11 protein-coding genes are annotated in these 12,540 nt (G+C 61.6%); 9 read left to right on the top strand and 2 right to left on the bottom strand.

Features of this window, described 5'->3' with window-relative positions:
* The first annotated feature begins 154 nt into the window (after positions 1 to 154).
* From FW800_RS17815 to dacB, 5 genes are all read left to right on the top strand, one after another.
* Positions 155 to 790: a response regulator transcription factor gene (locus tag FW800_RS17815; RefSeq protein WP_032877653.1), complete on the top strand. Its 636-nt coding sequence runs from the start codon at positions 155 to 157 to the stop codon at positions 788 to 790.
* Between the two features lie 91 nt (positions 791 to 881).
* On the top strand, positions 882 to 1,352 hold the full coding sequence (locus tag FW800_RS17810) for a nuclear transport factor 2 family protein (RefSeq protein WP_032877651.1): 471 nt from the start codon (positions 882 to 884) through the stop codon (positions 1,350 to 1,352).
* Positions 1,353 to 1,389: 37 nt separating this feature from the next.
* Positions 1,390 to 1,662: a GIY-YIG nuclease family protein gene (locus FW800_RS17805; RefSeq protein WP_032877650.1), complete on the top strand. Its 273-nt coding sequence runs from the start codon at positions 1,390 to 1,392 to the stop codon at positions 1,660 to 1,662.
* Between the two features lie 109 nt (positions 1,663 to 1,771).
* On the top strand, positions 1,772 to 4,186 hold the full coding sequence (locus FW800_RS17800; RefSeq protein ID WP_032877649.1) for a TonB-dependent siderophore receptor: 2,415 nt from the start codon (positions 1,772 to 1,774) through the stop codon (positions 4,184 to 4,186).
* Positions 4,187 to 4,354: 168 nt separating this feature from the next.
* Complete coding sequence (dacB, locus tag FW800_RS17795) at positions 4,355 to 5,812, top strand: D-alanyl-D-alanine carboxypeptidase/D-alanyl-D-alanine endopeptidase (RefSeq protein WP_248131723.1); 1,458 nt, start codon at positions 4,355 to 4,357, stop codon at positions 5,810 to 5,812.
* A gap of 1 nt (position 5,813) precedes the next feature.
* Here dacB and FW800_RS17790 read toward each other — a convergent pair whose 3' ends face one another.
* Complete coding sequence (locus tag FW800_RS17790) at positions 5,814 to 6,593, bottom strand: IclR family transcriptional regulator (RefSeq protein WP_032877646.1); 780 nt, start codon at positions 6,591 to 6,593, stop codon at positions 5,814 to 5,816.
* A gap of 120 nt (positions 6,594 to 6,713) precedes the next feature.
* On the opposite strand from FW800_RS17790, the gene hmgA reads away from it, so the two are divergent.
* The 4 genes from hmgA to FW800_RS17770 are packed head-to-tail and all read left to right on the top strand — an operon-like array spanning position 6,714 to position 11,346.
* Positions 6,714 to 7,997: a homogentisate 1,2-dioxygenase gene (gene hmgA / locus FW800_RS17785; RefSeq protein WP_446438139.1), complete on the top strand. Its 1,284-nt coding sequence runs from the start codon at positions 6,714 to 6,716 to the stop codon at positions 7,995 to 7,997.
* A 3-nt stretch (positions 7,998 to 8,000) separates the two neighbouring features.
* Complete coding sequence (fahA, locus tag FW800_RS17780) at positions 8,001 to 9,287, top strand: fumarylacetoacetase (RefSeq protein WP_446438138.1); 1,287 nt, start codon at positions 8,001 to 8,003, stop codon at positions 9,285 to 9,287.
* 12 nt (positions 9,288 to 9,299) lie between these two features.
* Positions 9,300 to 9,962 (top strand): maleylacetoacetate isomerase, encoded by a 663-nt coding sequence (gene maiA / locus FW800_RS17775; protein ID WP_446438137.1) that lies wholly within the window; start codon positions 9,300 to 9,302, stop codon positions 9,960 to 9,962.
* 22 nt (positions 9,963 to 9,984) lie between these two features.
* A complete protein-coding gene (locus FW800_RS17770; RefSeq protein WP_446438136.1) occupies positions 9,985 to 11,346 on the top strand; it encodes an MFS transporter in 1,362 nt (453 codons plus the stop codon).
* A 269-nt stretch (positions 11,347 to 11,615) separates the two neighbouring features.
* On the opposite strand, the gene FW800_RS17765 is transcribed toward FW800_RS17770, so the two are convergent.
* Positions 11,616 to 12,419, bottom strand: coding sequence for a SirB1 family protein (locus tag FW800_RS17765; protein ID WP_248161134.1), 804 nt, complete (start codon positions 12,417 to 12,419; stop codon positions 11,616 to 11,618).
* Positions 12,420 to 12,540: the final 121 nt, after the last annotated feature.

Raw genomic sequence — 12,540 nt, 5'->3', positions numbered from 1 at the left:
TTGCTGTAGGTATTTTCTTATTGTTTTGTAGGCAAAAAAGTGTGAGCTACTGAACATTGAGCGTGGCTGCCAGCAGCACTTTGTTAGCGGTTGTTGATGAGCGCCAGCGGGGGTATTTTGCGCGGATTCAGTTTGCCATCATTCGTGGGAATCTATGCTTCGAGTAATTATTGCTGACGATCACCCTATTGTGCGTATCGGGCAGAAAGTCGTGATTGAGGCGCATGGCCGGTGCAAAGTGGTCGCGGAAGCCGACGGCCCCGATCAGTTGCTCGAACTGTTGAGGACAACCCCATGTGACGTGCTCGTCACAGACTTTGCCATGCCAGGCGGCCAGCAGGCCGACGGCTACGGGCTGTTGAGCCTGTTGCACCGCCAATATCCGCAGTTGCCGGTGATTCTGGTGACCATGTTCGCCAGCGTCGCCACCCTGCGTGCTTCCTTCGCCCATGGTGCCAAGGCCGTGGTGGCCAAAAGTGCTTCGGCCAAGGAGCTGCCCCAGGCGATCAAGGCTGTGTGTGCCGGCCAGACGTTCGCCAGTGAATCCCTGCGGATGCAAATGGTAGAGGCGGGTACGGGCGATCAGTCCCAGGTGCCGCAATTGTCCTGCAAGGAGCGCGAGGTGGTGCGCATGTTGGCCAGCGGCATGACCGTCAGCCAGATTGCGGCACAGGTCAACCGCAGTATCTCTACCATCAGTAAGCAGAAAAGCACGGCTATGCAGCGGCTGAGTATCTCAACCGATGTAGACCTGTTCGCCTACGCTCGCAGCACTGGGATGGTGCCGTAGGCTCCTGCATTTGCCTGGCGAATGTCAGTAGCCAGCGCGGTGTGGGCAGCCTATCGTGCGCTTATTCTTTCGAAACCTGCGGAGCCTGCCCATGAGTGATGCCCATAACGCCCTGATCACCGCGTTCTACAGTGCCTTCCAGCGCCTGGATGCCGAAGCCATGGCCGCCTGCTACACCGAAGACGTGGTGTTCAGCGACCCGGCCTTCGGCGAGTTGCGCGGGCGCGACGCGGGGGATATGTGGCGAATGCTCACCACGCGGGCCAAGGATTTCTCCCTGACCTTCGACCACGTGCGCAGTGATGACAGCACAGGCAGCGCGCACTGGGTGGCGACGTACCTGTTCAGTGCCACGGGCAATACGGTGGTCAACGACATCGGTGCGCGCTTTGTGTTTCGCGACGGCAAGATCTGCGAGCACCACGATCACTTCGACCTGTGGCGATGGTCGCGCCAGGCGCTGGGCTTGAAAGGGCTGCTGTTGGGCTGGTCGCCGGCGCTGAAAAATGCGGTGCGGGCCCAGGCGCTTAAAGGCTTGAAGGCATTCCAGGCCGGTCGTTGATAAGATTGGCGCTCCTCTGGTTTGCCGAAATTGCCCTGTGACTGATCCTGTAGAACCCAAACCCTGGTTCGTCTACCTGGTGCGTGCCGCCAATGGCTCGTTGTATTGCGGCATCAGCAATGACCCGGTGCGCCGCTTTGCCTGCCACCAAAGCGGCAAGGGCGCGCGGTTTTTCTTGTCCAGCCCGGCGGTGGCGTTGGTGTACACCGAACAATGCGCGAGCAAGGGTGAGGCGTTGCGCCAGGAGCGGCTGATCAAGAAGCTGAAGAAGAGTGCCAAGGAGTGTCTCGCGACGAGTGGCAAGCAATGATCGAAATTATTTACTGATTCATGTGAGGTAAATCCCCGGCCCATCCGTGTAGTGCATGAAACTGCGATCTATTCGCATTAACAGCGTTTTCTACACGGGTTCTCACAGCATGAAGTCAACGGCGGGTGGTTGGGTAAAACAGTGGCTGGGAGCCTCGGTCTTGGCGGTGTCAGGGCTGGCGTTGCTGCCTTTGAGCGTTGCGCGTGCGCAGGAGCAGCAAAGCGCCCAGTTCAATTTTGCCCTGGCAGCCAAACCACTGCCCCAGGCCCTGAGCGAGTTCAGCCGTGTCACAGGCATCAGTGTGATCTACACCGATGAAGCGCCTTATGGCCTCAATGCCCCGGCGCTCAGTGGGCAGATGAGCGCGACCCAGGCCCTGCAACGTCTGCTGAGCAATACAGGTTTCACCTTCCGCCAGATCGACGCCCGCACCCTGGCCCTGGAGCCGCTGCCCAGCGACGGCGCGGTCAACCTTGGCGCCACCACCATCAGCGCGGCCAACCCGACGCAGGACAGCACCAGCTATCAGCCGCCGCCCACCAGTTCGGTGATGCGCTCCCATGGGTTGCTGCTGGAAACCCCGCAAACCGTCAACGTGGTGCCGGCTCAGGTGCTGCGCGACCAGCAACCGCGCAACCTGGATGACGCCCTGGGCAATATCAGCGGCATCACCCAGTCCAACACCCTCGGCAGTACTCAGGACGCGGTGATGTTGCGTGGTTTTGGCGACAACCGTAACGGCTCGATCATGAAGGACGGTATGCCGGTGGTGCAGGGCCGTGCCATGAACGCTACCGCCGAGCGTATTGAAGTGCTCAAGGGCCCATCCTCGCTGTTGTATGGCATCCAGGACCCGGGCGGCGTGGTCAATATCGTCAGCAAAAAGCCTGAGCTGATGCAGTCCACCTCCCTGACCGCGCGCGGCTCGACCTTCGGCAGCGGCAAGAACGGCAGTGGCGGCAACCTCGACACCACCGGCCCCCTCGGCGACAGCGGCCTGGCTTATCGCCTGATTGTCGATCATGAAGACGAAGATTACTGGCGTAACTACGGCACCCATCGCGAGACCCTGGTGGCGCCGTCCCTGGCCTGGTACGGCGATACCACCCAAGTGGTGCTGGCCTATGAACACCGCGAATTTCTCGCGCCGTTCGACCGTGGCACCGCCATCGATCCCAAGACCAACCACCCGCTGAACATCCCCGCCACCCGGCGTCTGGATGAACCGTTCAACAACATGGAAGGTCGCTCCGATCTGTACCGCCTGACCGTCGATCATGATCTGAACGACGACTGGAAAGCTCACTTCGGCTACAGCTGGAATCGCGAAACCTATGACGCCAGTCAGGTGCGCGTGGTCAAGGTCAACACCAACGGCACCCTGACCCGTAACATGGACGGTACCCAGGGCGCGTTGACCACCGACCGCTTCGCCACCGCCAGCCTCGAAGGCAGGGTCGATGTTGCAGGTATGCAGCACGATCTGGTGTTCGGCCTGGACGATGAGTACCGCAAGATCTACCGTGCCGACCTGATCCGCCAGGCGCCGCGGGGCACCTTCGATTACAACAACCCGGTATACGGCAATGAAGTCGCCGGTTCCAAAGTCAGCGCGCCGGACAGCAACCAGACCGATCTGCTGCGCAGCGATTCGCTGTTCTTCCAGGATGCCATCCACCTCAACGATCAATGGATCCTGGTCGGCGGTGCGCGCTACCAGATGTACGATCAATACGCCGGCAAAGGCGTGCCGTTCACCGCCAACACCGACGGCAATGGCCAGAAGTGGGTACCTCGGGCCGGGCTGGTGTATCGCTACACTGATCAATTGTCGTTCTACGGCAGTTATACCGAGTCGTTCAAACCCAACTCCACCATCGCGCCGCTGGCCAATAAAACCGTGTTGAGTGGCAGTTTGCAGCCGGAAGAATCCAAAGCCTGGGAGCTGGGTACCAAGTTCGACCTGCCGGGGCGCATCACCGCCAGTGCCGCGCTGTTCACGATCGATAAACGCAACGTATTGGTGCAGGTAGGCGAGGGCCTGACCTCGGAGTACAGCGTGGCCGGCAAGGTGCGTTCTCGCGGTCTGGAGCTGGATGCCAGCGGCCAGCTGACGGATAAATGGAGCCTGATTGGCAGCTATGCCTACACCGATGCCGAGGTTACCGAAGACCCTAAGCTCAAAGGCAATCGCCTGCAGAATGTGGCAAAAAGCACCGGCTCGTTGTCGGCGGTGTATGACTTCGGCAGTGTCCTGGGCGGCGATCAACTGCGTGTCGGCGCCGGGGCGCGTTATGTCGGCGAGCGGGCAGGGGACGCGGCCAACAGTTTCGAACTGCCCAGCTACACCGTGGCCGATGTGTTCGCCAGCTATGACACCCGGCTTGAAGGGCAGAAGGTCAAGTTCCAGCTCAATGTGAAGAACCTGTTCGATCGTACTTACTACACCTCATCGGTGAATACGCAGTTTGTGTCCATGGGCGATGCGCGGCAGGTGTCGGTATCCAGCACCTTGACCTTCTGATTCATTTATCTGTGGGAGCTGGCTTGCCTGCGATGGCATCGACTGGGTTTGCCTGATACACCGAGTTGTCTGCATCGCAGGCAAGCCAGCTCCCACAGGAAAGCGGTCGCCACATTGATAGCGAGCTGTTAGCGTTGCCGCCATTGCATGCTTATGGAAAACGCAACGATGCACTTTGTAAAATGGTTACGCACCGGCACCCTGCTGGTCGGTTTGAGTTTTTTACTGGGCGGCTGCGCCAGCGTCTCCCAAACTTCCACGCCGGCAACCCTGGATAAACTGTTGAGCGACCCGGCGCTGCACGGCGCTACGGTGTCGCTGATGGTGCGCGATGCTCGCAGTGGCGCCACGCTGTATCAGCACAACCCTCGCACCCGGCTGGTGCCCGCGTCCAACCTCAAGTTGCTGACCACCGCCGCGGCGATGGATGTGTTGGGGCCGCAATACCGCTTCGCCACCCAACTGCTGAGCAATGGCATACGCCAGGGCGACCGTTTGACCGGCAACCTGTACCTGCGTGGCCTCGGCGACCCGACCGTTCAGTTCGCCGATTACCAGGCCCTGGCCGCGCAATTGGCCAGCCAGGGCGTGCGCCAGGTGCAGGGCGACCTGGTGTTCGATGACACCTGGTTCGACGCTGAGCGGTTGGGTGTCGACTGGTCTCACGATGACGAAACCACCTACTACGGCGCGCAGATTTCAGCGCTGACCGTGTCGCCTGATTCGGATTTCGATGCAGGCAGCGTACTGGTTACCGCGAAGGCTGCGCTGCGGGCCGGCTCGCCGGTAAGTGTCGAGATTTTTCCGCCCACCGATTACCTGCAACTGAGCAACCGCGCCATCAGTGGGCCGGGCAACAGCTATGGGATCAACCGTCGCCATGGCACCAACCTGTTGCAGCTCAGCGGCGCAGTGGCGCCGGGGCGGCAGAGCCAGCAATTGGTCAGCGTCTGGGAGCCTACGCAACTGGTCGCGAATCTATTCGAACAGGCCTTGGCGCAACAGGGCATCACCGTATTGGGGCGTCGAGTGATGGGTGGGGCAAGCCCGGCTGCAGTGACGGTGCTGGCCGAGCACCAATCGGCACCGTTACAGGAGTTGATCACGCCGTTGCTCAAGCTCTCGAACAACAACATGTCCGAAGCCTTGCTCAAGGCCATGGGGCGCCAGACCGCCAATAGCGGCACGGCAGCGGCGGGCGCCGTGGCGGTGGCCGGGTTTCTCAAGCGTCAGGGGCTGGACACCAGCACGTTCAGTCAGGTCGACGGCTCCGGCCTCTCGCGGCGCAATCTGGTGTCGTCGCAAACCCTCACCGACCTGCTACTGGCCGCCAGCAAACAGCCGTGGTTCGACACCTGGTACAACGCGCTGCCGATTGCCGGCAACACCGACCGCATGACCGGCGGCAGCCTGCGCTACCGTCTGCGCGACACGCAGGCGCAGAACAACCTGCACGCCAAGACCGGCTCCATGGGCGGCGTGTCGTCATTGAGTGGTTACATCACCGACGCCGGTGGGCGCAAGCTGGTGTTCGCGATGCTGACCAACAACTACGTAGTGGCCGGCGCGCAGGTCAAGGCGTTGGAGGATCGCGTGGCAGTGGCGCTGTCACGCAACGACGATTGATTCAGGGCTGATAGCCCATGCGCCAACTCACGGCCCGGGTCGCCGCCAGCAGGTGCTGCGCCGCCGGGCCATCTTCATCGGCATGGAACAGTGAGGTCGGGCCGACCACGGTCATCACTGCCGCCACTTGCCCGACCGCATTGAACACCGGCGCCGACAACGCATCCACGCCGGGCATCAGCAGGCCATGCACAAAGTGCAGGCCACGGCTGCGGATTTGTTCGCACACGCTGGCATAGGCCTGATCGTCTGCCAAGGTATGAGCGGTGCCGGCTTGAACCTCGCGTTCGCGCAGTTCCACCGTTTCCCGTGACGGCAGGTAAGCGCTGAACACCAGCCCGGTGGACGAACTGAGCAGCGGCAGCACTGAGCCCAACTGCGTCACCACAGTAACGGCGCGCACTGCCGGCTCGATCTGTACCACGGTCGCGCCCTGGTTGCCCCACACCGCCAGAAAGCAGGTTTCATTCAATTCATCGCGCAGCTCGGCCAGGGGCATGGCGCCGACTTTCAACACATCCATGCTGCCCAGCGCCGCCAGCCCCACGCGCAACGCCTCCCGGCCCAGGCCGTAATGGTTGGTGGCGGTGTTCTGCTCGGCAAATCCGGAGGCAATCAGCGCCTGCAAATAGCGGTGGACCTTGCTCGCCGGCATCTGCACATGTTCGGCCAGACGTGACAGCGAGGTGGCCGGGGACAATTCGGCCAGAGCCTTGAGAATATCGGTGCCGACTTCCGCCGAACGGACTTTCTGTTTACCGGTGTCGCGGGGCTTTTCCATGGAAGGGCGAGAATCCGAAAGATGAATGGGCGTCTTTATAGCTTGACGGTCAACAGTGATCAAATTACGTTATGCGTAACTGGATTACGATAAATACAACTGACCCACAGAGGATGATCCATGACCCTCGAATACCTTTCGGGTTTCGGCAACGAATTCGCCAGCGAAGCCTTGCCTGGCGCATTGCCCGCCGGCCAGAACTCGCCGCAGAAGGCCCCCTACGGGCTGTATACCGAACTGTTTTCCGGCACGGCCTTCACCATGTCGCGCAGCGAAGCCCGGCGCACCTGGCTGTACCGCATCCAGCCGTCGGCCAATCACCCGGCGTTCATCAAGCTTGCGCAGCAATTGGCCGGTGGACCCTTGGGCGCAGTGACGCCCAATCGTCTGCGCTGGAACCCGCTGGATATTCCGAGTGAGCCGACGGACTTTATCGATGGACTGGTCGGCATGGTGGCCAACTCGGGGTCGGAAAAACCTTCGGGCATCAGCATCTACACCTACCGCGCCAATCGTTCCATGGAGCGCGTGTTCTTCAATGCCGACGGCGAACTGCTGATCGTGCCGGAGCAGGGCCGCCTGCGCATCGCCACCGAACTGGGCGCGCTGGACGTCGAGCCGCTGGAAATTGTCGTGCTGCCCCGTGGCCTCAAATTCCGTATCGAACTGCTGGATGCACACGCACGCGGTTATGTTGCCGAGAACCACGGCGCCCCGCTGCGCCTGCCCGACCTGGGCCCCATCGGCAGTAATGGCCTGGCTAACCCGCGTGACTTCCTCACGCCAGTGGCCCGCTACGAAGACCTCAAGCAACCGACCACGCTGGTACAGAAATTCCTTGGTGAACTGTGGGCCTGCGAGTTGGACCATTCACCGCTCAACGTGGTCGCCTGGCACGGCAACAACGTGCCGTACAAATACGACCTGCGTCGTTTCAACACTATCGGCACGGTGAGTTTCGATCATCCGGATCCGTCGATCTTCACCGTGCTGACCTCACCTACCAGCGTGCATGGCCTGGCCAACCTCGACTTCGTGATCTTCCCGCCGCGCTGGATGGTGGCCGAGAATACCTTCCGTCCGCCATGGTTCCATCGCAACCTGATGAACGAATACATGGGCCTGATCCAGGGCGCCTACGATGCCAAGGCCGAAGGCTTCCTGCCCGGCGGCGCGTCGCTGCACAGCTGCATGAGCGCCCATGGCCCGGATGGCGAGACCTGCACCAAGGCCATCAATGCGGACCTGGCGCCGCACAAGATCGATAACACCATGGCCTTCATGTTCGAGACCAGCCAAGTGCTGCGCCCGACCCAGTTCGCTCTGGAGTGCCCGCAGCTGCAACCTGCTTACGACGCGTGCTGGGCCTCACTGCCCGCCACCTTCAACCCGAATCGGAGATAACCCATGACGCAACCAACGCAGACCCGCAGCTGGGTGGCCTCGGCCAACGGTCACGTGGATTTCCCCCTGCAGAACCTGCCCCTGGGCGTGTTCAGTATCAACGGCTCGGCCCCGCGCTGTGGCGTGGCGATCGGCGATATGGTCCTCGACCTGCACGCCGCGCTGGATGAATTTGACGGTGATGCCCGGCGTGCCGTTGAGGCAACAGCGGGTGGCCAATTGAACGCCTTTTTTGAACTTGGCCGTGGGCCACGCGTGGCGTTACGCGAGCGCCTGCTGGAGCTGCTGGCCGAAGGCAGCCAGCTGCAACAGCGCGAAGCGCAGGTGCTGCACCACGCCGCCGATTGCCAGATGCACTTGCCGGCGAAGATCAATGACTACACCGACTTCTACGTCGGCATCGAGCACGCGCAGAACGTCGGCAAACTGTTTCGCCCGGATAACCCCCTGTTGCCCAACTACAAGTACGTGCCGATTGGTTACCACGGCCGGGCGTCGACCATTCGCCCGTCGGGCACGCAGGTCCGGCGCCCCAAAGGCCAGACACTGCCGGCCGGCCAGTCCGAACCGACGTTCGGCCCCTGCGCGCGCCTGGACTACGAACTGGAGCTTGGCATCTGGATCGGCCATGGTAATGCCATGGGCGAAGCGATTGCCATCGGCGATGCGGCCGAGCATATCGCCGGTTTCTGCCTGCTCAATGACTGGTCGGCGCGAGATATCCAGGCCTGGGAATACCAGCCGCTGGGCCCGTTCCTGTCGAAAAGCTTTATCACCAGTATTTCGCCATGGGTGGTGACCGCCGAAGCGCTGGAGCCCTTTCGCAAAGCGCAACCGGCGCGGCCCGAGGGCGACCCGCAACCGCTGCCGTATCTGCTGGATAAACGTGATCAGAACGCGGGCGCCTTTGATATCGAGCTGGAAGTGCTGCTCACCACCACCTCAATGCGCGAGCAGAACCTGCCCGCCCATCGCCTGACCTTGAGCAATACCGAGCATATGTACTGGACAGTGGCGCAAATGGTTGCGCACCACAGCGTCAACGGTTGCCAGTTGCAGGCCGGCGACCTGTTTGGTTCAGGCACCTTGTCCGGGCCGCAGCCGGGGCAGTTCGGCAGCCTGTTGGAAATTACCGAAGGCGGCAAGAAACCGATTGAATTGGCCTCGGGCGAGGTACGTAAATTCCTTGAAGACGGCGACGAAATCATCCTGCGTGGCCGTTGCCGCCGCGAAGGTTTTGCCAGCATCGGCTTCGGTGAATGCCGCGGTACTGTGGTTGCGGCACGTTAAGAGGGCAGGGTCATGGAACTCTATACTTACTACCGTTCCACCGCGTCGTATCGGGTACGTATTGCCCTGGCGCTCAAGGGCCTGGATTTCACCGCGCTGCCAGTCAACCTGCTGGTCCCGGCAGGCGGCGCCAATCACCAGCCCGAGTACCTGGCGATCAACCCTCAAGGACGTGTACCGGCGTTGCGTACTGATCAAGGGGAGACGTTGATCCAGTCACAGGCGATCATCGAGTACCTGGAGGAGCGTTATCCACAGGTGCCACTGCTCTCCAGCGATCCGGCAGCCCGTGCCCATGAACGGGCGGTAGCGTCGATCATCGCCTGCGATATCCACCCGCTGCACAACTCCAGCACGCAGAACCTGTTGCGTCAGTGGGGGCACGATGAAGCGCAGTTGCTTGAATGGATCGCCCATTGGGTCAGCCAGGGGCTGGGTGCGGTGGAGCAGTTGATTGGAGATAAGGGCTTCTGCTTTGGCGAGCAGCCAGGCATGGCGGATGCATTTCTGATTCCACAGCTGTATGCGGCCGAACGTTTCAAGGTGCCGCTGGTGGCTTACCCGCGCATTGGGCGAGTGGCAGCGTTGGCGGCGCAGCATCCGGCTTTCGTACAGGCCCACCCCGCCAATCAACCTGACGCACCGCCCCTCCCACCTTTGATCGTGCCAACCTAATAAAAAATAAAGGTATCTTGCGATGCACAATCAGATTGCCAGCTTTCGCGCGGCACTCGACGCCCGTCCGGTGTCGCGCTACCAGTGGTTGATTCTCGTGTTGCTGGCGTTGCTGCTGGTCACCGATGGCTACGACGCCCAGGTGCTGGGCTATGTAGTGCCGGCGCTGGCTCAGGATTGGGGCCTGGAAAAAGCTGCGTTCGGGCCGGTGTTCAGCGCCAACCTGCTTGGGTTGACCCTCGGCTCGCTGCTGGTGACACCGCTGGCGGATCGTTTCGGCGTGCGGCGCATCCTGTTGGCCTGTGTGCTGATCTACGCCAGCCTCACCGTACTGATGGTGTTTGCCAATTCCCTCACCACACTGATGGCGGCGCGGTTTATCTGCGGCATCGGCATGGGGGGCGCAATGCCCAGTGCCATGGCATTGATGTCTGAATATTCGCCGCCGCGCATGCGCACCTTGATGGTGACCCTGGCGGCCTGCGGCTTTTCGTTCGGCGGCGCGGCGGGCGGCTTTGTGGCGGCCGGGTTTATCGACAGCTTTGGTTGGCAGGCGGTGTTCCTGGCCGGTGGGGTAACGCCGTTGCTGCTGTTCCCGTTCCTGGTGTGGCTGTTGCCCGAATCCTTGCCACGCCTGTTGCGCGATGCGCCGCCGTATCAGCGTCTGCGCAAAGTCACGGCGCGGATGCTGCCCGACTGGCAACCGCCGCCCGCGACCGAGGCTGAAAACCTGCAGGAACAAGGCAGCAAACTGACGGTGGTGGAGCTGTTTCGCAACGGCTACGCGCGCCCGACGCTGCTGATCTGGGCGACTTTTTTTGTCAGCCTGATTTTGCTGTATTTCATGATCAGCTGGTTGCCATCGCTGTTGCTCGAAAGCGGCCTGGCGCTGAACGAAGCCAACCTGGTCACGTCCATGTTCCTGTTTGCCGGCACCTTGGGCGCCATCCTCATGGCCTGGTTTGCCGACCGCCTGAAAAGCAAAGTGCGGTTGCTGTCCGGGGTGCTGGCGGCGGCTGCGCTGTGCACCATCCTGCTGGGCTTGAATCACGACAATCCACGTTACCTGGTGGCCTGCGTGTTCGCCGCCGGGTTCTGCATCATCGGCGGGCAACTGACCCTCAATGCCTTTGCGAGCAATTTCTACCCGGCGCAGGTGCGCGCCACCGGCACGGGCTGGGCGTTGGGGGTAGGGCGTTTTGGATCAATCCTGGGGCCGCTGTTCGGCAGTATGTTGCTGGCGATGCATATACCGGTGGGGCAGATTTTCTTCTTCTGTGCGATTCCGGCGGTGATTGCGGCGCTGTTGATTATTCAGGTGCGGGCGCCGGGCTCCACTACGCTAAAAACGCCAGTGCCTGGCGATATTCTCAATCGCACCTAGGGGGCGTTCTCAATTAGTTTCCCCGTCGCGCCGGGTCTGCTGTTGTGCAGGGCAAGGCGCGAGAAGCGTGGTTTGGTCATTCCAAATAAGCTTCGAGCAACGCAGCCCTGCACAACAGCAGGCCCGGCCCTTCGGGTTGTGCCTTAAAGCGGGCCAGCCTGCGTTGCAGGCCTTGGAAAGGGAACAACCATTCCCTGCGGCCTGCGCCTTGCCTGGCCCGCTTTAAGGCGACAACGCGGCGGGGAAACTAATTGAGAACGCCCCCTAGGTCAATGCACCACTGAATTGGGCGGCAGATGCCCCAGCCGCTCGGTCAGGCGCAGGCGCTGGATCGGGTCATCACTGAGCATCAATGCGTGTTCCAGGTCAAAGCGCTCGGCGCTCGGGCAATCCAGGCGCTGGTACAGGCTGGCGCGGGCAAGGTAGTCGGCGGCGCTGGCATTGCCCAGTTCCAGTACGCGCTCGGCGTCCACCAGGGCAGCCAGGGGATCGTCGTTGGCGAGGTGCAGTTGGCGCAGGTTACGTGACAGCCGCTGCAGGATCGCCCTAGGCTCGGCGGTGTGCAGGTGGTCGGCGTGCAAGTTGAGTTTTGGCCCGTATTGCCGGTGCAGCAGTTCGCGACAGTCGTTGGGGTACAGGCGTCGACCGCCGCACGGGTCCAGCAGGTGGTCGGCACCGGGTACGCGTAGCAGGAAGTGGCCGGGGAAATTTACCCCGACCATGGGGATACCCAGGCGCCGTGCCATTTCCAGTGCGATCAGGCCCATGGCCAAGGGTTGCCCGCGTTTTCGCAGCAGCACTTTGTCCAGCAGCGCGGCGGCGGGGCGCAACGGGGTGTGATCATCCTGGGCAAACCCCAGGTCATTCAGACGCCGCAACAGCGGCTGGCCGAGTTCATCGGCCGGCAACAGGGGCATGCCCAGGCTGACCTGCTGTTGCAGCACACGCAGCTCTTGCAGGATCAGCAACGGCTGTACGCTGGCATCGTGTTCGGCAGCCATCCACAGCGCGGCTTCAAACAGCGCAGGGGGTGAACGGTCCAGGCAGGCGAAAAAGGCTGTGCGGGGATTCATCGCGTTCTCCGGCGGATGCCCCGTTTTAGCCTTGCCAGGAAATTTCGTCCAGTATCTTGAAAAATATCCTGCGTGCTTATGTCCTGGATCTTACGAAACAGCGCGGCTTATTCCAGTGCAA

The sequence above is a fragment of the Pseudomonas sp. 910_23 genome (genome assembly GCF_052850795.1).
This window is presented reverse-complemented; position numbering and strand designations above follow the sequence as displayed.